The following is a 21,274-nucleotide window of genomic DNA, read 5'->3' on the forward strand; positions in this document are numbered from 1 at the left end:
AAACGCCAAAACTGCCTGATACGCTACGCTTATCAGGTCTACTCATCTCCTGCAATATATTGAATTTGCACGATTTTGTAGGCCGGATAAGGCGTTCACGCCGCATCCGGCATGAACAAGCACACGTTGTCAGCAAATTAGCGCCCGTTTCCGGGCGCTATTTATTTCTTACGCCTGAATGGCTGGCTGATCAAACGCCGTTAACTTCGGCGCATTGCCCGTATATTTTTCGATATACACCAGCGCAGAGTTACCAGCACAGGCATTCGCCAGTTGCGAGCTGGGGATATCCGCCGTTAACACGTTCGCACTGCCGTTTTTACACAAGCCATTTTCCAGATCCGGCCATGCGCCTTCATGCACACATACCACGCCTTTTTTGATTCCATCAGTCACGACCGCCCCAGTCAGAATCTGACCACGCTTATTCCAGACACGCACCAAATCGCCATTTGCAATACCAAAACGCGCGGCATCTTCGGTGTGAATAGTAATCGGTTCACGATCGGCAACCGCATATTTTTTGCGCAATTCAGCGTAATTGAGCTGACTGTGTAAACGGTGTGCCGGATGCGCGGTCAGAAGCTGCAACTGCTTCTCGTCTGCGGTGCCTTTCCATTCATCAGGAGCCAGCCAGGTCGGGTGTGCGGGGCAATCCTTATAGCCAAATTTTTCCAGCGTTTTTGAGTAGATTTCAATTTTGCCACTTGGTGTACCCAGCGCATTTTTCACCGGATCGGCGCGGAAATCGCCATAGCGAACATATTGCTCGTTCTTCTCGCTGCGACGCATTTCAAGCAGTTTATTTTGCTGCCAGAAGGTATTAAACACCGGCATGCTAACACGCTGCGCTCGCGCGCCTTTCTGGGCGGCATCATAGAAAAATTTCAGCCACGCCATTTCATCTTTACCTTCGGTATAAATCTCTTTTCCGCCAGGTTTCAATAATTCCGCAAGGTCGGCAAACACGTCAAAATCGTTACGCGCTTCAAATTGCGGAGCGACAGCCTGCTTCATCGGCACAATATGCTGGTTGCTGTAATCGCCGGTCATCGTCAGGTCATTACGCTCAAACGATGTGGTGATCGGTAATACGATATCTGCGTGTTTGGCTGCTGCCGTCCAGTAGCATTCAGAAACGACAATCATCTCTGGTTTCTGCCAGGCTTTAATCAGGCGATGAGTATCCTGGTGATGGGTAAAGTTACCACCACCAGCCCACCAGATCATTTTGATATTCGGGTACGTTTGCTCTTTACCGTTGTGCTGATATTTGCCGCCAGGATTTTCCAGCGCATCGACAATACGGGCGACCGGAATCGCCGTCATTCCGCCATCATCAGCTTCCTCGCTTGCCTGTCCGGCTATAGCCGCAGACATTTCTGGTAGTACGCCGCCAACACGCGTTGGATTACCGCCGTTGGAGTAATGATAAGAGAAACCAAAACCGCCGCCCGGTGTACCAATTTGCCCTAACATCGCCGCCAGCGTCACCAGCATCCAGTGTTTCTGTTCGCCGTATTGCTGACGTTGGATCCCCCAACCTGCCATCAGCATCGTGCGATTCGCCGCCATCAGTTCAGCGAGTTTGACAATCTGCGCTTCCGGTACGCCAGTAATTTCTGCCGCCCAGGCCGCACTCTTCGGCGTATTATCGCTCTTGCCGGTCAGATACTCTTCAAACTGCGGATAACCAGTGGTGTATTTCTCCAGGAAGGCTTTATCGTGCTTACCTTGTGTCATCAGGGTATGCGCAATGCCTAACATCAGCGCCACGTCGGTCCCCATATTCGGCGCGATCCAGGTGGCGTTATCGCCAAAGAACTCGATCGTTTCGGAACGGATAGGGTCGATGGCAATAACCGGTTTGCCTGATTTCTTCAGCTGATGGAAGTATTCCAGCCCTTGTTCATCGGTACTGCTCCAGGCAATTTTTAAGGTATTCAGAGGGTTCATCCCCCACAACACCACCACCTGACTGTTTTCCAGAATCAGTGGCCAGGAAGTCTGCTGTTCATAGACCTCCACAGAACCAACAACGTGCGGCATGATCACCTGCGCAGCCCCGGTAGAGTAATCGCCACTATGCCCCGAATATCCCCCCGCAAGGTTCATATAACGTTGCAGTAAGGTTTGCGCTTTATGCAACACGCCAGAAGAGCGCCAGCCGTAAGACCCGGCAAAAATGGCCGAAGGACCGTTGGCCTTGCGAATGCGATCGTGTTGCTCATGAATCAGTTTTAATGCCTGTTCCCAGCTCACCTGAACGTAACTATCTTCGCCACGACCTTTAGCCGGTTGCAGTGGATTGTCGAGATAACTTTTTCTCACCATCGGATGCTGAATACGCGCCGTGGTGTGTACCTGATCCGCCGCCGTAGACTGTAAGGAATTCGGGATAGTCTTCGCCAGCGCGCCTGTAGAAGAAACAATCTTACCGTCCTTCACTTCTACGTTCATCGCTCCCCAACGACCCGCGGTGAGGATTTTTCCGCCCTTCTCTTCTGCCCATGCGGGTAGCGGCGTAGCCGATGTCACCACCAGCGCCCCGGCGGCAATACCACTATGTTTAATAAACTCACGTCTTGTTAATGTCATAACTTCCTCCCTGATCAACGAGGATCACTGTTTTTTGGTAATATCTTTGGCGTTGTACTGGAAGTACCGCGTCAAAATGTCCAGTTCGTTTTCGCTCATGCTGGTTCGCGCCCCCATTCCTTTGGCGATAGAGGGCCAGGCATTGACGGTGTAATGGTCAGCGGCAATAGGCGCATGGCAGCCAGCGCAATAGGTGTCATCGAGTTTTTCAGCGTATTGCCATAACGGTTTACGATCCGCTAATACGGGATCGATTAGCGCGCCCTGTAATGACGCCTGACGCCATTGATTACCGTATTCATCAGCCTGCCATTCCCCGTTTACCGTTAGCGCCTTGATACCTTCATCACTTAGTGTGGCTAATGCCAGGCGTTGACCTGCCGCCAGGTAGAGCGTGTTTTCACTGCCCTGCATTTGATAACCCTGTAACAGGACGATCGGTTGTTTGCCGCTGGCATCAACAACCGTGAGATCGGTGCCAGGATTCACAGTGGCCAGTTCGCCTATGCGGGAAGGTTTGAAAGGATAAATATGTGCGCCATTGGTCACTGAAGTGGCGGCCTGACTTTCCAGTTCATGCGCAGCGTTGTCATCCATTTTTATTTCTGGCGGGAAATGGGCAATCCCTTTATGACAATCAATACACGTTTCACCGTCCTTTTGTGCTTTGGTATGCATTTTCTGCGCAGATTCACTTTGCGATGCAATATCCATCGCATCAAAAGAATGGCAACTACGGCACGTTGCAGAGTCTGAGGCTTTTAATTCCTTCCATACTGTTTCGGCCATTTCCTGACGGTGGGCCTCGAACTTATCGTCACTGTCTATTTTGCCGCTAACAAATTCATGATAAATATCTTTAGATGCTTTTAATTTAGCAAATAAATAATCCATCCCTGATTTTGGTATATGACAATCAGAACATTCGGCACGTATACCTTTTTGATTGGAAAAGTGGACGGTTCCCTGATATTCCTCAAACGGTTTGCTCATTGAGTGACAGGAAAGACAAAATGCTGTTTCCGATGTTTTGTGTAACGCTTTTTGTGCCAGTAATAAACCGCCAGCACCAACCACCACTGCTATCAGCAGAAAAAATAACCAAATGCGTTTTTTCCCTCGCATAGATTCCTCTAATTAAATTCCAGGACACCGAAATCATTGTATAATTAAATATACAACGAATTAATAACTTACTAAATTCGGCACAACACTGCCTGAAATAACCGATAAAAAATATGATTTATTACAACTTAATCATTAATTATTAAAGAAGAGCTTACTGGTTATTTTGATATATATTTTCCAGTTTTGGTAATTTAAATCACATAATTAATATGAATATATAAAACATTTTTAGCAGCATGATTTAGCGCGCTATTACACGATAACTGTTCGTTTTTCATACTACTTAAGGATAAAAAAAGGCCCCTGTTGAAATTGCAGGGGCCTGGTACGAGCAAGCATCATATTGGGCGACATGATGCAACGGTAAAAATCATTTGGCCTGATGGCGTTCAATGATTCCTTTCATTTCAGCAACCGCCGCCCCGTCTACGACATAACGCGAATACTCGTCCGCGTGTGCATCTGATGACATGGACAATCCTTGATTACGATAGCGCATCGGTGAGGCTTGCCACGCTCCCGCGGAGCTATGGACTTCCAGCACTCCGGCATCGAGGAAGTGGTGCAGATTTTCTGCACGGACTCCTGCTCCGGCCATGATGATTGGAGTATCACCATAGGCAATAAGTTCCATAATTTTTGATAAACCTTGTAGAGCATCTGATTTTTGCCCGGAAGTCAGTACCCGGGCAATGCCCAATTGCGCAAGATTATTTAGTGTATTTAATGGGTTAGCACACATATCGAAGGCGCGATGAAACGTAACTGCCAACGGACCGGCAGCAGACATTATTTTTTCCATTCGTGGCATATCGACATTACCGTCAACATCCAGAACGCCCGTCACCAACCCTGAAAATCCTAATTCACGTACTGTGCGGATATCCTCAAGAATGGCGGCAAACTCGCCGTCGCTGTAGCAAAAATCGCCACCTCGCGGTCGGATGATTGGATGCACAGGGATAGTAACCTGCTGGCGCACGGACTTCAGCACGCCCAGCGACGGCGTTAAGCCCCCTTCTTTCGGTGCCGCACAAAGCTCTATTCTGTCGGCACCGTTTTGCTGCGCCGTTAGTGCGCATTCCATGCTGTAACAGCAAATTTCCAGTAATGCCATTTTTGCTCCTTAATTACACCGACTGTTCACTGGCAACGATCTCTTCAATGGACCACGGATGAAACTTAATGGTTGTTCTGCCATCGGTGACCGCCAGCGTTGGATTCGGTAATCGCTCATGCTCGCCTTTTGGTGAACTTGTTTTCACCGAGATCCCCGGCAGGCTTAGTCCTTCATCAGAAAGCAACGCTAACGCGCGGGCATTCAGCGTTTCTGGCTCGCCCGGCAGAACGATTTCGATATGTTCCCAACCTTCGTGCGGGTAACGTTTTTCTCCGGGCCACGGTAACTCAACAATGGAAAACTGCCAGTGAGCAACCTGTACCGATTCGTGCAATTTAAACAGACAAATTGGTCTGCCATTGATCATATTTTCTGACAGGAGTTCGCCGCACTGTTCAAACCCGCGACGCCAGCGTTCAGCGGTGGTATTTTGATGGCAGCGCAAGGATATGTGATCGGCAGCCAGCGGGGTGATATCCAGACCCAGACGACGAGAAAGTTCGTCTAATGCATGGATAAATCGCGGTAAATCTGTTGCAATATCCTGCAACTCGTCGATAGATTGCCAGTTCGCCATAATCACTCTTCGTCTTTCAGTAAAAGCGCTAATTTACCCTGTTGCCCTTCCCCAACCAACCGCTGATTTCGCGTGGTACCCGATGCAATAGTAAAAACGGCAATGCGCCGCGCGCACGTTGCTGACGAAAACAGCCATTTGCAGTATACTCCCGCCCTAATTTCTTTAACTGGTGCGAGCAATTTTTGCTCGCTTCATCAATGTAAGGTATTCCGGTGAATATTCAGGCTCTTCTCTCAGAAAAAGTCCGTCAGGCCATGATTGCGGCAGGCGCGCCTGCGGATTGCGAACCGCAGGTTCGCCAGTCAGCAAAAGTTCAGTTCGGCGACTATCAGGCTAACGGCATGATGGCAGTTGCTAAAAAACTGGGTATGGCACCGCGACAATTAGCAGAGCAGGTGCTGACTCATCTGGATCTTAGCGGTATCGCCAGCAAAGTTGAGATTGCTGGTCCGGGCTTTATCAATATTTTCCTTGACTCGGCATTCCTTGCTGAACATGTTCAACAGGCGCTGGCGTCCGATCGTCTCGGTGTTGCTACGCCAGAAAAACAGACCATTGTGGTTGACTACTCTGCGCCAAACGTGGCGAAAGAGATGCACGTCGGTCACCTGCGCTCAACCATCATTGGTGACGCGGCTGTGCGTACTCTGGAGTTCCTCGGTCACAAAGTGATTCGCGCTAACCACGTTGGTGACTGGGGTACCCAGTTCGGTATGCTGATTGCGTGGCTGGAAAAACAGCAGCAGGAAAACGCAGGTGAAATGGAACTGGCTGACCTTGAAGGTTTCTACCGCGACGCGAAAAAACATTACGATGAAGATGAAGAGTTCGCCGAGCGCGCACGTAACTACGTGGTAAAACTGCAAAGCGGTGACGAATACTTCCGCGAGATGTGGCGCAAACTGGTCGACATCACCATGACGCAGAACCAGATCACCTACGATCGTCTGAACGTGACGCTGACGCGCGATGACGTCATGGGCGAAAGCCTCTACAACCCGATGCTGCCGGGTATCGTGGCGGATCTGAAAGCCAAAGGTCTGGCAGTAGAAAGTGAAGGCGCGACCGTTGTATTCCTTGATGAGTTCAAAAACAAGGAAGGCGAACCGATGGGCGTTATCATTCAGAAGAAAGATGGCGGCTATCTCTATACCACTACCGATATCGCTTGCGCGAAGTATCGTTATGAAACCCTTCATGCCGATCGCGTGTTGTATTACATCGACTCCCGTCAGCACCAACACCTGATGCAGGCGTGGGCAATCGTGCGTAAAGCAGGCTACGTGCCGGAATCCGTACCGCTGGAACACCACATGTTTGGCATGATGCTGGGTAAAGATGGCAAACCGTTCAAAACCCGCGCGGGCGGCACGGTAAAACTGGCGGATCTGCTTGATGAAGCACTGGAACGCGCGCGTCGTCTGGTTGCCGAGAAGAATCCAGACATGCCAGCCGACGAGCTGGAAAAACTGGCCAACGCGGTTGGTATCGGCGCGGTGAAATACGCAGATCTCTCCAAAAACCGCACCACCGACTACATCTTCGACTGGGACAACATGCTGGCGTTTGAGGGTAATACCGCGCCGTACATGCAGTATGCCTATACCCGAGTGTTGTCCGTGTTCCGTAAAGCGGAAATTACTGAAGAACAACTGGCTGCAGCTCCGGTAATCATTCGTGAAGATCGTGAAGCGCAACTGGCTGCTCGTCTGCTGCAGTTCGAAGAGACGCTCACCGTGGTTGCCCGTGAAGGTACGCCGCACGTGATGTGTGCTTACCTGTACGATTTGGCTGGTCTGTTCTCTGGCTTCTACGAGCACTGCCCGATCCTCAGCGCAGAAAACGAAGAAGTGCGTAACAGCCGTCTGAAACTGGCGCAACTGACCGCGAAGACGCTGAAGCTGGGTCTGGATACGCTGGGTATTGAGACTGTAGAGCGTATGTAATAAATTTTTCGTGATAATAAAGCCTGGTCAGGAATTTCTGATCAGGCTTTTTTATTACCATCTAAATGTATTCTGAAAATGAACATGCCATTGTTTTCTCGCTGTTGAGTAAGAGGTCAGAAGCGTAATATCCAGCCCCAGGAAAACGATAACGGTTGAATTTAAGGAATACAGTAGTGTTTAAATTTCTTGTATTAACATTGGGCATTATCTCTTGCCAGGCTTACGCAGAAGATACAGTTATAGTAAACGACCATGACATTTCACCCATAAAAGATTGTTGGCAAAAAAATTCAGATGATGATACTGACATTAACGTGGTCAAATCATGCCTGCGACAAGAATACAATCTCGTCGATGCGCAATTAAATAAAGCCTATGGTGAAGCTTATCGTTATATAGAACAAGTGCCACGCACAGGTGCAAAAAAACCTGATACAGAACAACTTAACCTGCTTAAAAAATCACAGCGAGCGTGGCTGGACTTTCGGGACAAAGAATGTGAATTAATTCTTTCCAATGAGGACGTTCAGGATTTAACTAACCCTTATTCTGAATCAGAATGGCTATCATGTATGATCATACAGACCAACACGCGAACTCGTCAGTTGCAGCTATACCGTAATTCTGAAGATTTTTATCCAAGCCCTTTAACAAGAGGATAATTCACATATTGCTGGCATGTTTTGTTGCAAGCTATTCCTGATAAATCATTGCAACAAAACATGAAGCCGTTTAACCGTATTATTAAGTATGCACCTTATTTATACGTCAGCGATAATTCACAATCACTTCATTACGCTGCACCTTTAGCGGCGGAATTAACCGCCCACCACCTGGCACTTCCCAGATAAAGCGCAACGGTTCTGCCGCTGGTATATCGGAAAAGGCCACTGTACTCCCGCTCTGCCCGTCTAATTCGACACAACGAGATTGCGAACATAAGCGAACCCGCAGTCCCGCAGGGGTCGGGCCGATAAGCTGATAACGCCATGCCACCAGCGTCATTAATCCTGAAGCAGATTGTCGCGAAGAAAGAGGCGCTGACGACATCGACTCACCACGATGATTCAACGTCACGCCCGCGCTACTTGCCTGCCACATCCCCTCCCCGGCGGCTTGCGCCATCAGCGGAAACAATAACATTGCCAATAAGATTTTCATCATTTACCGCCAATTGTCGCCGTCATTCGGATTTGCCGATTATCAGAGAGTTCGAGATTCGACAGCACCACCAGTTGCGGCAGGCTGCGGCGCAGGAAGCGAGACAATAATGGTCGCAGCGCGTGGTTCACTAACAGTACCGGCGGCGCACCTAACATCTCCTGACGGGACAGCGCTTCCTGAGTTTGCGCCAGTAAACGATCCGCCAGCCCAGGTTCCAGTCCCCCTCCGCCCTGCAACGCCTGTAATAATAAACGTTCCAGCGGCGTGTCGAGGCCAATAACATTAACTTCATCTTTGCCGGGGAACCACTGCTGGGTAATCGCTCGCCCCAACGCCACGCGGACGACGGCGGTTAATTCATGCGGATCGCTCTGAATGGGCGCATGCTCCGCCAGCGTTTCGAGAATGGTGCGCATATCGCGAATCGCTACTTTTTCATCGAGCAGGTTTTGCAGCACTTTATGCAACGTGGTGAGCGTGACGACGCCTGGAACTAAATCTTCCGTCAGCTTTGGCATCTCCTGGGCGACGCGATCCAGCAGTTGTTGCGCCTCCTGGCGACCAAACAACTCTGCGGCATGCTGGCTAATGAGATGGTTAAGATGCGTTGCCACCACCGTGCTGGCCTCAACCACGGTATACCCCTGAATCTGCGCTTGTTCTTTCAGCGCACTTTCGATCCAGATAGCATTCAGACCAAATGCCGGATCGACGGTTGCCTCACCAGGTAACGTTCCGGCAGCGGTCCCCGGGTTAATCGCTAACCAGCGCCCCGGATAAGCATCACCACTGCCAATCTCTACACCTTTCATCAAAATACGATAACGTGCTGGTTGCAGATCCATATTGTCGCGAATATGCACCACCGGCGGCAGGAAGCCCATTTCCTGAGCAAATTTCTTGCGAATACTACGAATACGGCCCAACAACTCGCCATCTTGTTGGAAATCAACCATCGGAATCAGTCGATAGCCCACTTCCATTCCCAGGGAATCTTCCAGTTGCACATCATTCCACGTTGCTTCGACTACAGCATTATTCTCCGCCATTTTTACCGGCTTTGGTTCGGCAGGCGCTTTTTGTTCGCGCCCGCGTATCCACCATGCCAGCCCGAGCAATCCCGCCGTGAACAGTAAAAATACCAGGTTCGGCATTCCTGGCACCAGCCCCAGTAAACCGAGCACGGCGGCGCTTAACAACATAACGCTTGGGTTACTGAAAAGCTGATTCACCATCTGCTCACCAACGTCCTGATCGGTGCTGACACGCGTAACGATGACCCCTGCGGCGGTAGAAATTACCAGCGCCGGAATTTGTGCCACCAGGCCGTCACCAATGGTCAATAGCGTATAACTTTCCGCCGCATGCCCCATGCTCATACCATGTTGCAGCACGCCGACCAACAATCCACCGACAACGTTAATGACCATGATGAGGATCCCGGCGATGGCATCGCCGCGAACAAACTTACTTGCCCCATCCATTGAGCCATAAAAATCGGCTTCCTGTGTTACTTCGGAACGGCGTTTTTTCGCCTCTTCTTCACCAATCAATCCGGCGTTGAGGTCGGCGTCAATCGCCATCTGCTTACCTGGCATACCATCGAGAACAAAGCGCGCGCCCACTTCCGCGATACGCCCGGCACCTTTGGTAATAACCATAAAGTTGATGATCACGAGGATGACGAACACCACAATACCGATAGCAAAGTTGCCGCCAACGAGAAAATGACCAAATGCTTCGACAACCTTCCCTGCCGCCGCCGCGCCGGTATGGCCTTCCATCAAAATGATACGGGTTGAAGCCACGTTAAGTGCCAGACGTAACAGCGTGGTGAACAGCAGGATTGTCGGAAACGCAGCAAACTCGAGCGTACGCTGAGTAAACATCGCCACCAGTAACACCATGATCGACAACGCGATATTAAAGGTAAACAGCAGGTCGAGAATGAATGCGGGCAGTGGCAGCACCATCATCGACAATATCAGCAAGATCAAAATCGGTCCGGCAAGGATCTGCCATTGTGTTGATTTCAGATTTGCGGGCAGGCGCAGCATCGCGGCCAGATTACTCATGGGTCGGTTTCTCGTTGATAAAATCCAGGGCTTCCGGCACCGGAAGATGAGTAGGTTGTACAGGGCGTTGTCCCCCCGCCAGACGCCAGCGTTTCAGTTGCCAGACCCAGGCCAGCACTTCCGCCACAGCGGCATAGAGTTGACCAGGTATTTGTTGACCGATTTCGGCATGTCGATACAGCGCACGCGCCAGCGGCGGCGCTTCGAGAGTCGGGACGTTATTTTCAGCGGCTATTTCACGAATGCGTAATGCCACCAGCCCCGCGCCCTTGGCAACGACTTTTGGCGCACTCATTTTGTTTTCGTCGTACTGCAAAGCCACTGAGTAGTGAGTTGGGTTATTGACGATAACGTCCGCTTTCGGCACATCGGCCATCATCCGCCGCCGCGCTGCAGCCCGCTGCATCTGACGAATTCGCCCTTTGACATGGGGGTCGCCTTCGCTTTGTTTGAACTCATCACGAATATCCTGCCGTGACATACGCAGTTTTTTCAGGTGGCTGAAGATTTGGAAAAAGACGTCAAATCCCACCATCGGAATAACGCCAAGCACTACCAGCAGCGCGCATAGCCCGACCAGATCCATAGCGTTTCCCATCGCGGTTATGGGGGACTCCGCCATTAAGCGCATCATTTGCGGCCAGTGGTGCCAGAGATAAAAACCAGTCACGCTGCCAACCAGAAGGGATTTCAGTATCGCTTTCAGCAACTCCGCACCGGTTTGTGCCGAAAACATCCGCTTAATGCCTGGTAACGGGTTAAGTTTGGAAAACTTCGGCTGCAAGGATTTGCCACTAAATACCAGCCCTCCCAGCATGACGGGCGAAATGAGCGCCACCAGCACCACGCCGCTAATCAGTGGCAGCAGTGCCAGCATAGCTTCTCTGATCAGCAGAATAATTTGCCCGAGGATCAGATTCGGGTCCTTGATGATACTGTGATCAAAATGCAATCCCGCGGAGAGCATGCCCGACAAACGACGGGCCAGCGACACACCGCCAAACCAAATAACACACACGCCCACCAACAAAATCAGCAGCGACGTTAACTCACGGGAACGCGGGATTTGCCCCTCTTCCCGCGCTTTTTCAAGTCGGTGAGGTGTGGGGGCTTCTGTTTTGTCGTCGCTCTCGTCAGACACATCGCCAATCCCGGAAAGTGTAATAAGCGTGAATGATGCCAGAGCGAAAAGAGTTCAATGGTTAGAGTAAGGGGTAAAACAGGCGGGATTTATGGCTTTTGCCACCGCACACCAGGCATGGTGACATGTTTGTCGGGTACGGCGTAAACGCCTTATCCGACCTTGAAGAGCTGATGTGACGGAGCCGCGTCACATCAGGCAATACAAATCAAAACCCAAGGCTATCCAACAAATCGTCCACCTGATCCTGACTGGCTACCACACCGGCTTTGCTGGTATCAACCTGTGGTCCATTCAGCAAGCTCTGGCTTTCACGCTTCGGACGTGCATCCTGTTCCGGGATATTTTCCAGCAACACCATTAGCAGCTGGCGTTCAATCTCCTGAATGACATCCATCATCCGCTTAATCACCTGCCCGGTGAGATCCTGAAAATCCTGTGCCATCATGATTTCCAGCAACTGCGCATTGGTAAAACCAGTATGCGTCGGCACATCCGCCAGAAATTGCCGTGTATCGGTTACCAGTTCGCGGGCGTCGGCAAGGTCAATGGGATCGGCAAACCAGTCATCCCAGCGTTGGGTTAACGCTTTTGCTGATTTCTCCATGTGATCCTGATGCGGTTGTGAAGCCTCAACGCTGTTCAGCGCCCGTTCCGCAGCCTGGGCGGTCATCTGCACAACGTAGTACAAACGATCGCGGGCATCGGGGATGGCTTCCGCCGCTTCGGCAATGGCCTGGTCCAGCCCCAGCTCCCGCAGACTGTCGCGCAGCATACGCGTCAGGCTGCCGATGCGCGCAATGATATCGCCAGCTGAATGCTCGTCAGCAGGTTTGATTGATGGTTGCATCATAGTCGCATCCTCACATGCCCAGTTTCTCAAAGATTTTGTTGAGTTTTTCCTCCAGCGTAGCGGCGGTAAATGGCTTAACCACGTAGCCACTGGCCCCCGCTTGTGCTGCGGCAATAATGTTTTCTTTCTTCGCTTCCGCAGTCACCATTAACACCGGCAATGCCGACATCGCACCATCAGCACGAATCGTTTTCAGCAATTCCAGGCCGTCCATGTTAGGCATGTTCCAGTCGGAGATAACAAAACCATATCCTCCCGTCTGCAACTTATTGAGAGCATCGGCGCCATCCTCCGCTTCCTCAACATTATTAAATCCAAGCTCTTTCAGCAGGTTACGCACGATGCGTCGCATGGTGGAAAAGTCATCCACAACCAAAAATTTAAGCTCTTTATCCGCCATCTCACACTCCTGATTTAAATACGTATCGCCTGTCCGGCACTGATTTTTGCCAGCATTTGCTGGCTTACCTGGCTAAGATCGACCACTTCGCAGACGCCACCCATATTGATGGCCTCGCGCGGCATGCCGAACACCACGCTGCTTGCTTCGTTTTGCGCAAGAGTCCATGCCCCTGCCTGACGCATTGCTAACATTCCCGCCGCGCCGTCGTTGCCCATGCCCGTCAGAATCACCCCAACAGCATTACGCCCCGCCTGTTTGGCAACAGAATGGAACAACACATCTACCGATGGCCGATGGCGATTAACCGCCGGGCCATCGTGAATTTTGATTTGATAATTCGCGCCGCTACGCGCCAGTTCCATATGCCGATCGCCCGGGGCGATATAGGCATGCCCCGGCAAGACGCGTTCTCCGTCCTCGGCTTCTTTCACGCCGATTTGACACAGCTTATTAAGTCTGTCGGCAAAAGAGCGGGTAAAACCGGGCGGCATATGTTGGGTAATTAACAGTGCCGGGCTGGATAGCGGCAACGGTTGCAATACGTGACGAATCGCCTCGGTGCCGCCTGTTGAGGCGCCAATCGCAATCAACTTTTCTGAACTCAACAACGGTCCGGCCTTCAGCGTTGTCGGTGCCGATAACGGTTTATGCGCGGTAAGGCTCGCTCTTGCGGCTGTACGCACCTTTTCGGCAATCATTTCGCTATACGCCAGCATTCCTTCGCGGATCCCCAGTTGCGGTTTGGTGACAAAATCTATCGCTCCCAACTCCAGAGCACGCAGCGTGACTTCAGAACCTTTGCCTGTCAGAGAAGAAACCATCACTACTGGCATCGGTCGCAAACGCATTAATTTTTCGAGGAAATCCAGTCCGTCCATACGCGGCATTTCGACGTCCAGCGTCAGCACATCAGGGTTGAATTTCTTAATCAAATCACGCGCGACCAGCGGATCGGGAGCGGTCGCTACCATTTCCATGTCGCTGTGGCTATTAATGATTTCTGTCATGATCTGGCGCATCAGCGCAGAATCATCGACCGACAACACCCTGATTTTGCTCATCGTTAATCCTTACTTAGCGCATACACCGTCTGTCCACGCAGGATGAAGCTGCGCTCAAGGTGGCTAAAGTTTTCAGAGTGACCCGCAAACAACAATCCGTCGGGTTTAAGCAGCGGAACAAAGCGGCGCAAAATCTCCTGTTGAGTCGTTTGATCGAAGTAGATCATGACGTTACGACAGAAGATCGCATCGAACGGCCCCGGTGCTGCGTACTGTTTCGCTAGCAAATTCAGCGGGGAAAAATCGATATAGTTCGCCAGTGCCTGACGCACACGCACCAGCCCTTGATGCGGCCCCGTGCCGCGCATGAAGTAGCGCTGGAGTTGCTGCGGCGTCAGGTTTTTCAGCTCTTCATGGCGATAAATGCCGCTTCTGGCTTTCTCCAGCACTTCGGTGTCGATATCGCTGGCGAACACTTTCCAGCGTCCGGGCGCGGTGCCCAGCGTGTCCGCCAACGTCATGGCAATACTGTACGGTTCTTCACCTGTCGATGCCGCCGCACTCCATACGCGATACTCGCCAGAACAGCGGCGGGCGTGCTCCGCGAGCAATGGGAAATGATGCCCCTCGCGGAAAAATGCCGTCAGGTTTGTGGTCAGTGAGTTAATAAACGCCTGCCACTCACCGCTGTGCTGATTAGATTCCAGTAAATTCAGATAGTGGCCGAAGTCTGCAAGCCCCAGCGAACGCAAACGACGAACCAGTCGGTTGTAGACCATGTCGCGTTTATGGTCGGCCAGGACTATCCCCGCACGTTGATAGATCAATTGACTTATCCGTCGAAAATGCGCGTCAGAAAGCGCCAGGCGCTCGGTCATCTGTAACAATAAAGACGTTTGCCCGCAGGGCAGAGATGATGTCATAGCGCCTTCTCAGTCACTTCAGGAAACCGCGGACACAGCCTGTAACTGCGCCGATTGTGTCGTATAACGACTTATAAATAGCGCCATCAGAAACGATAAGCGCAACGTTCAGTTGCATCATTCGCCTCATCTGGCGGCAATGGCGCTTGAGTAAATACTCATCAAAATGTTTCCCAGTTTGGATCTTGTTCAGAAATACGCAGTCGCGGCTGTGCGGGTGGTTGTTCAGTACCAGGACGGGATTGCGGTTTGTTCGTTTGCGAATTGGCAGCCAGACGGAATGTGGAAACGGCTTGCGTTAAACGGCTGGCCTGCTCTTCAAGGGCCGCCGCCGCGGAAGCAGATTCCTGCACCAGCGATGCGTTTTGTTGGGTGACGCGATCCATTTCCGACACCGCCAGCGCCACTTGATCAATGCCGCGACTTTGTTCATCCGATGCCGATGCAATCTCGCCCATAATGTCGGTAACTCGGGTGACGGCATTAACAATATTCGTCATGGTTTCCCCGGCACTTTCTACCAGCACCGAACCGGTATCAACGCGGGAGACGGAGTCTTCAATCAGCGTTTTGATCTCTTTTGCCGCCTGGGCGCTGCGACTGGCGAGATTACGCACTTCGCCCGCCACCACGGCAAAACCACGCCCCTGTTCCCCTGCTCGGGCGGCTTCAACAGCAGCGTTCAGCGCGAGGATATTGGTCTGGAAAGCAATGCCGTCAATAACGCTAATAATGTCGGCAATTTTCTGTGAACTGTCGGCAATTTCGTGCATGGTTTTCACCACGCCGTCCACGACTTTGCCACCATGCTGGGCAGTATCGGAGGCACTTTGCGCCAGTTGTGAGGCTTGACGAGCGTTATCGGCGTTCTGTTTCACCGTCGCGGTGAGCTGCTCCATGCTGGCGGCCGTTTCTTCCAGCGCCGATGCCTGCTGTTCAGTACGAGAGGAAAGATCGGTATTACCCGTAGCAATTTCACGTGTACCAGCATAGATAGCGTCAGAACCTTCGCGCACATGGTTGACCGTGTCAGTCAGAGAGCGCTGCATATGTGAAACGCTCTGTGCCAGGTCGCCCATTTCACTTCGTCCGGCAATGCTGAGGGTATTTGCCAGATTGCCACCAGCAATTTCTCGGATGTGGGAAATGATCTTCGCTAACGGGTTAAGTAGCATGCGACGGATGCCATACCATGCCACCAGCAGAATCAATACCACCACCAACGCGATTACCGCAAGTTGCCACTGGGCAAATCGGTAATCATCCGCGTTGGCAGTAACGATATCGCGATACAGTTTTTCACTACTGAGGGCGTACTGGGCAAAGGCTTCGCCCATCGCATTTTGCATTCCCTGGGTTGGCTGAGTGAAATAGGCTCCGGTATTGCCATAATCCAGATAATCAATCAGCTCTGTTAATGCTGTGTGATAGTTTTTATATTTTTCATCGATATTACGACTGGTAGCGACCATTTCAGGTAACGGCGCCATGATTTTGAATTTTTTATAATGGATTGCAGCCTGAGCCAATGTTTTCCTGGCGCTATCAAGCAATTCAGCTTTGGCGTTACTTTGTTGATTGGATGAATCCATCATCATCCGCACGGCTGAACGACTCAGGTTAATGCGCGTTTGCAGCATTAAATCCCAGGTTGAGGTCAGCTCGCTCTGCTGTTCCCGTAATTGATTGGAAACGACAAAACTTTTCTGGCTATGGTGAAGAGAAGAAAAAAACAGACTTCCGGAAATAAGCTGTAACAGTGCGAATACCCCCAGCACCATTACCAACAGCGTGACTACGCGGATACGGTTAATCATAAGGCACCTTCCTGAAAACAAGTTGATTTCGTTATCGGCAGGAAGGTGGGAAACTTTATTTCTGATGCCAGTCATGGCGAAATTAAAATAAAAAACCCGATATGCAGGGCATCGGGCTCATTTTATTTGAACACAGCGGGATAAATTATGCGACTTCTGACGCAGCGTTATCCAACAGCGCCATCTCTTCGCTATTCAGCAGCTTTTCGATATTAACCAGAATTAGCATGCGATCGCCCAGCGCGCCCAGGCCAGTGAGGTATTCTGTGGAAAGCGTCACCGCAAATTCCGGCGCCGGGCGAATTTGTTCCGCCGTCAACGAAAGAACATCTGAAACGCCATCTACCACAATGCCGACCACCCGCTGCCCAAGATTCAGAACGATAACCACCGTGTTATCGTTGTACTCCACATCGACCTGGCTGAACTTAATACGCAAGTCGATAATCGGCACAATCACGCCGCGCAGATTAGTGACGCCTTTGATAAACGCTGGCGTATTGGCAATCCGCGTGACCTGATCGTAGCCACGGATCTCCTGCACTTTCAAAATATCTATGCCGTACTCTTCGTCACCGAGGGTAAATACCAGAAACTCCTGGCCTGACGGTTCGCTGGCCAGCTTTGTTACATTTGTCATACCGGTCATATTTATTCCCTTTTTACTCAATCAGGCGGCGGTATTCGCCATACGTTGTTCGCGGTTTATTGCCTGCAAGGCGGAGACATCAACAATCAGTGCCACGCTGCCGTCGCCAAGAATGGTTGCAGCTGAAATTCCAGGGACTTTGCGATAGTTACTTTCAAGGTTTTTAACCACCACCTGATGTTGACCAATTAACTGATCCACCAGCAAGGCATAGCGGCGACCGCCACTTTGCAGAATGACAACAATCCCCTGTGTAGCTTCGGTTTTCGCGCCTGCGACGTTGAACACTTTCCACAGTTCGACGATGGGCAGATATTCACCACGCACTTCCAGTACTCGCTCGCCGCCTGCCAGTGGATGGAGATCGGCTTCACGAGGTTGTAGTGATTCCATGACGGCGTTCAACGGCAGAATGAAAACTTCATCAGCAACGCGTACGGACATGCCATCGAGGATCGCCAGCGTTAGCGGCAGTAAAATGCGGATTGTGGTGCCAACGCCCTGCTTCGACTGGATTTCAACGTGGCCGCCCATCTCCTGGATGTTACGCTTGACGACATCCATGCCGACGCCGCGCCCGGAGACATCGGTGACCTGCTCCGCCGTGGAAAAACCAGGCGCGAATATCAACATCGCCACTTCGTCGTCAGTCATGTTGTCGCTAACGCTCAGACCTTGCGAGGCGGCTTTTGCCAGAATCCGCTCACGATTAAGCCCAGCACCATCGTCGGTCACTTCGATGCAGATGTTGCCGCCCTGGTGTTCCGCAGACAGAATTAAATTTCCAACGCTATCTTTGCCCGTAGCAAGTCGTTTTTCCGGCAGTTCAATACCGTGGTCGAGGCTATTGCGTACCAGGTGGGTCAGAGGATCGATAATGCGTTCTATCAGACTCTTGTCGAGTTCGGTGGAACTGCCCACCAGCGTCAGTTCCACCTGTTTGCCGAGTTTACCCGCCAGGTCGCGCACCAGCCGGGGATAGCGGCTAAAGACATATTCCATCGGCATCATGCGAATCGACATCACTGATTCCTGCAAATCGCGGGCGTTACGTTGTAACTGCCCCATGCTGGTAATCAAATCCCCATGATTCACCGGGTCCAGTTCACTGGAGCGCTGGGCCAGCATCGACTGAGTAATCACCAGTTCGCCAACGAGGTTAATCAGCTGATCAACCTTTTCAACCGCCACGCGGATGCTGGTAGATTCGCTACCGCGCGTCGGTTTTTCCCGTTCCACACGTCCTGCTGGCGCTTGTTCGGCTGCCAGTTTAAGTACCGGTGGCGTGGATATTTTTGGCGCGGATTCTACTGTTTCAAACGCAATCTGACCGGCCTCAATCACAAAACAGAGCACCGCTTTGATATCATCTTCCGCGATGTCGCCCGGTAATATTGCCGAAAGAGAATCAGCGGCTTTCACCACATCAGTTAACGTTGTCAGATAGCCCAGCTCTTCTTCCAGCAGATCGACTTCTCCCGCCTTCAGGCACGAAAGTAGAATCCGTCGCGGCGACTCACTGTTACTCTGCTCATCTTGCCGTTCACTTTTGGCAACCACACTTAACCGGGTCATGGCGGGTGCCGTTTCGCCTTTCGCTTCTATTGCCAGTTGACGTAAAGCCTGGCAGATATAGTCAAAGCTGGCGGCATCCGGCTCTTGCGACTGTTTATAAGCGTCGAGCTGTTCCTGCATGGTGTCCTTCGTTTCCAAAAACAGATTGATAATGTCGGTGTTAAGCAGCATTTCACCGCGTCTGGCTTCATCGAGCAGGTTTTCCATCAAATGCGTGGTTTCCTGCAATATGCTAAAGCCAAAGGTTCCTGCCCCTCCTTTGATGGAGTGGGCAGCACGAAAGATGGCATTCAATTGTTCGGCATCTGGCGCTTCTGGCTGTAAATTCAGCAGATGCTGCTCCATATCGGCCAACAGTTCGTCCGCTTCATCAAAAAATGTCTGATAAAAATCGCTTATATCCATGCTCACGCTGTCACCTCGGTTCGGCTGATGGCATTGTGGGACTACTGACCTGCGGTGTTATCCCAGGTTTTTCCAGAACGCTTACCGGCTCATTCTGGCTTTCGGCGTTTTCATGCAAAATGGCCTGTTCGGCTTGTTTATTCAGTACCAACAGACTGATTCGACGATTAACGGCATCATCCGGACCGCGATCGCTTAAGCGCATGGTCGCCGCCATGCCGACAACGCGTAAAATTTTGCCGTCAGCCAGGCTCCCCACCATTAGCTCACGGCGCGACGCATTGGCGCGTTCAGTGGAAAGCTCCCAGTTGCTGTAACCTTTCTCACCATTGGCGTAAGGGAAATCATCGGTATGACCTGAAAGGCTTATACGGTTAGGAATACCGTTCAGCACCGGCGCAATGGCGCGCAGAATGTCGCGCATATAGGGCTCGACGTCTGCACTGCCAGTTTTAAACATCGGGCGATTCTGGCTATCAATTATCTGGATACGTAAACCTTCCTGTACCAGATCGATTTTGAGATGCGGACGCATCGCCCGTAGTTTCGGGTCTGATTCAATAAGCTGGTCGAGATCGCCACGCAACTTCCGCAGCCGACTTTGCTCCATGCGTTTTTTCAGCTCTTCAATATTCGGCTGCTTATTCACTTCCCCCTGGCTTTGGGTGAAATCATCACCACCGCCGGGAATTGGGCTTTCGCTATTAGAAATTCGATCGCCGCCCGTTACCGCGGTCGCCAGCGGCGTACGGAAGTATTCCGCAATCTGAATCAGCTCTTTTGGGCTGGAGATGGAGATAAGCCACATCACCAGAAAAAAAGCCATCATCGCGGTCATAAAGTCAGCATAAGCAATCTTCCATGATCCATGTGCTGCCCCGTGGCTTTTCGCTTTGCGTCGTTTGACGACAATAATCGGATGCGCGTGATTCTTCATGCTTCCTCGGTTGTCGTCTGCTGTTGCGGATTTTTCACCGCGCGCACATGCTCTTCCAGTTCAACAAATGACGGACGTTCGCTGGAATAGAGCGTTTTGCGACCAAACTCAACGGCGATGGGCGGTGCGTAACCGTTAAGATTAGAAAGCAGGGTGACTTTTACGCACTGCATCATTTTGCTGGTTTCGGCGCTTTTCTGGCGTAATACCGAGGCCAGCGGTGATATAAAGCCATAAGCTAAAAGAATGCCAAGGAAAGTCCCCACCATCGCATGTGCGATAAGCGCCCCCAGCTCGGCGGCAGGACGGTCGGCTGATCCTAATGCATGCACCACCCCCATTACGGCCGCAACAATGCCAAACGCAGGAAGAGAGTCTCCGACCAATGCCAGGCTGTTCGCCGGGACTTCCGCCTCGTTTTCGTGCGTTTCTATCTCTTCGTCCATCAGGGCTTCGATTTCGAAGGTATTCATGTGGCCGCTGATAATCAGGCGCAGATAATCGACGATAAAATCCAGCATAACGGCATCCGCGAGGATGCGCGGATAACTGGCGAAGATCTCGCTCTCTCGCGGATTTTCAATATCGCGTTCCAGCGAGAACATACCCATTTGCCGCGATTTCGCCATCAGGCGGTAAAGCAGCGCCAGCAAATCCATATACATTGCTTTGGTATATTTAGAGCGACGAAACAACAATGGCAGCGCCCTCAGCGTACCTTTGATTGATTTGCCATTATTACCGACGATAAACGACCCAATGCCTGCACCGGCAATAATCACCAGTTCAGCGGGTTGATAGAGTGCTCCAAGGCTTCCACCGGTCATCAAATAACCGCCGAAAACTGTACCGAGAACAACCAGGTAACCTAATAAGATAAGCACGACATCATCCTTCCACTGTTGACCATGACAGGATGTTCAGTCGGCAGACGTTACCTTACGGCTGGAGAAAAA

At 51.3% G+C, this 21,274-nt stretch carries 19 protein-coding genes; 2 read left to right on the forward strand and 17 right to left on the reverse strand.

The features are described from left to right. Positions 1–168 precede the first annotated feature (168 nt). The 4 genes from torZ to H9644_RS04570 all read right to left on the reverse strand — a co-directional run bounded on the left by torZ (position 169) and on the right by H9644_RS04570 (position 5,423). Entirely contained in the window at positions 169–2,598 is a 2,430-nt protein-coding gene (torZ, locus tag H9644_RS04555) for a trimethylamine N-oxide reductase TorZ (protein WP_191773452.1), read from the reverse strand. A gap of 24 nt (positions 2,599–2,622) precedes the next feature. Further along, positions 2,623–3,723 (reverse strand): NapC/NirT family cytochrome c, encoded by a 1,101-nt coding sequence (locus tag H9644_RS04560; RefSeq protein ID WP_191773454.1) that lies wholly within the window; start codon positions 3,721–3,723, stop codon positions 2,623–2,625. Between the two features lie 373 nt (positions 3,724–4,096). Beyond that, positions 4,097–4,843: a copper homeostasis protein CutC gene (gene cutC, locus H9644_RS04565; RefSeq protein ID WP_191773456.1), complete on the reverse strand. Its 747-nt coding sequence runs from the start codon at positions 4,841–4,843 to the stop codon at positions 4,097–4,099. 13 nt (positions 4,844–4,856) lie between these two features. Further along, positions 4,857–5,423, reverse strand: a complete 567-nt coding sequence (locus H9644_RS04570) for a VOC family protein (RefSeq protein ID WP_191773458.1) — start codon at positions 5,421–5,423, stop codon at positions 4,857–4,859. A gap of 215 nt (positions 5,424–5,638) precedes the next feature. On the opposite strand from H9644_RS04570, the gene argS reads away from it, so the two are divergent. After that, complete coding sequence (gene argS, locus H9644_RS04575) at positions 5,639–7,372, forward strand: arginine--tRNA ligase (RefSeq protein WP_191773460.1); 1,734 nt, start codon at positions 5,639–5,641, stop codon at positions 7,370–7,372. 41 nt (positions 7,373–7,413) lie between these two features. Here argS and H9644_RS21510 read toward each other — a convergent pair whose 3' ends face one another. Beyond that, positions 7,414–7,458, reverse strand: coding sequence for a hypothetical protein (locus tag H9644_RS21510; protein WP_214676922.1), 45 nt, complete (start codon positions 7,456–7,458; stop codon positions 7,414–7,416). A gap of 90 nt (positions 7,459–7,548) precedes the next feature. Between H9644_RS21510 and H9644_RS04580 the strand changes: the two genes are divergently transcribed. Beyond that, complete coding sequence (locus tag H9644_RS04580; protein ID WP_191773462.1) at positions 7,549–8,037, forward strand: lysozyme inhibitor LprI family protein; 489 nt, start codon at positions 7,549–7,551, stop codon at positions 8,035–8,037. A gap of 106 nt (positions 8,038–8,143) precedes the next feature. On the opposite strand, the gene flhE is transcribed toward H9644_RS04580, so the two are convergent. From flhE to motA, 12 genes are all read right to left on the reverse strand, one after another. Then, positions 8,144–8,536, reverse strand: coding sequence for a flagellar protein FlhE (gene flhE / locus H9644_RS04585; RefSeq protein ID WP_064529367.1), 393 nt, complete (start codon positions 8,534–8,536; stop codon positions 8,144–8,146). Further along, a complete protein-coding gene (gene flhA, locus H9644_RS04590) occupies positions 8,536–10,614 on the reverse strand; it encodes a flagellar biosynthesis protein FlhA (protein WP_064529290.1) in 2,079 nt (692 codons plus the stop codon). Before flhA ends, flhE begins: the two co-directional genes overlap by 1 nt. Further along, the gene (flhB, locus tag H9644_RS04595) at positions 10,607–11,755 is read right to left on the reverse strand and encodes a flagellar biosynthesis protein FlhB (RefSeq protein WP_105289036.1); all 1,149 of its coding nucleotides are present in this window, start codon (positions 11,753–11,755) and stop codon (positions 10,607–10,609) included. The genes flhA and flhB overlap by 8 nt, the downstream gene beginning before the upstream one ends. A 208-nt stretch (positions 11,756–11,963) precedes the next feature. Continuing rightward, positions 11,964–12,608 (reverse strand): protein phosphatase CheZ, encoded by a 645-nt coding sequence (gene cheZ, locus H9644_RS04600; RefSeq protein ID WP_191773465.1) that lies wholly within the window; start codon positions 12,606–12,608, stop codon positions 11,964–11,966. A gap of 10 nt (positions 12,609–12,618) precedes the next feature. Continuing rightward, positions 12,619–13,008, reverse strand: a complete 390-nt coding sequence (cheY, locus tag H9644_RS04605; RefSeq protein WP_064529293.1) for a chemotaxis response regulator CheY — start codon at positions 13,006–13,008, stop codon at positions 12,619–12,621. Positions 13,009–13,022: 14 nt separating this feature from the next. Then, positions 13,023–14,072 (reverse strand): protein-glutamate methylesterase/protein glutamine deamidase, encoded by a 1,050-nt coding sequence (gene cheB / locus H9644_RS04610; protein WP_064529294.1) that lies wholly within the window; start codon positions 14,070–14,072, stop codon positions 13,023–13,025. A gap of 2 nt (positions 14,073–14,074) precedes the next feature. Further along, on the reverse strand, positions 14,075–14,935 hold the full coding sequence (gene cheR, locus H9644_RS04615) for a protein-glutamate O-methyltransferase CheR (protein WP_191773467.1): 861 nt from the start codon (positions 14,933–14,935) through the stop codon (positions 14,075–14,077). Between the two features lie 161 nt (positions 14,936–15,096). After that, positions 15,097–16,752, reverse strand: a complete 1,656-nt coding sequence (gene tar, locus H9644_RS04620; RefSeq protein ID WP_191773469.1) for a methyl-accepting chemotaxis protein II — start codon at positions 16,750–16,752, stop codon at positions 15,097–15,099. Positions 16,753–16,897: 145 nt separating this feature from the next. Next, the gene (cheW, locus tag H9644_RS04625; RefSeq protein WP_064529297.1) at positions 16,898–17,401 is read right to left on the reverse strand and encodes a chemotaxis protein CheW; all 504 of its coding nucleotides are present in this window, start codon (positions 17,399–17,401) and stop codon (positions 16,898–16,900) included. Positions 17,402–17,422: 21 nt separating this feature from the next. Next, positions 17,423–19,387, reverse strand: a complete 1,965-nt coding sequence (gene cheA / locus H9644_RS04630; protein ID WP_191773471.1) for a chemotaxis protein CheA — start codon at positions 19,385–19,387, stop codon at positions 17,423–17,425. 4 nt (positions 19,388–19,391) lie between these two features. Then, positions 19,392–20,318: a flagellar motor protein MotB gene (motB, locus tag H9644_RS04635; RefSeq protein WP_064529299.1), complete on the reverse strand. Its 927-nt coding sequence runs from the start codon at positions 20,316–20,318 to the stop codon at positions 19,392–19,394. Further along, positions 20,315–21,202 (reverse strand): flagellar motor stator protein MotA, encoded by an 888-nt coding sequence (gene motA / locus H9644_RS04640; protein ID WP_191773474.1) that lies wholly within the window; start codon positions 21,200–21,202, stop codon positions 20,315–20,317. Before motA ends, motB begins: the two co-directional genes overlap by 4 nt. Between the last annotated feature and the right edge of the window lie 72 nt (positions 21,203–21,274).

Origin of the sequence: Escherichia whittamii, from assembly GCF_014836715.1 — a bacterium.
In the GTDB taxonomy this organism is placed as follows: domain Bacteria; phylum Pseudomonadota; class Gammaproteobacteria; order Enterobacterales; family Enterobacteriaceae; genus Escherichia; species Escherichia whittamii.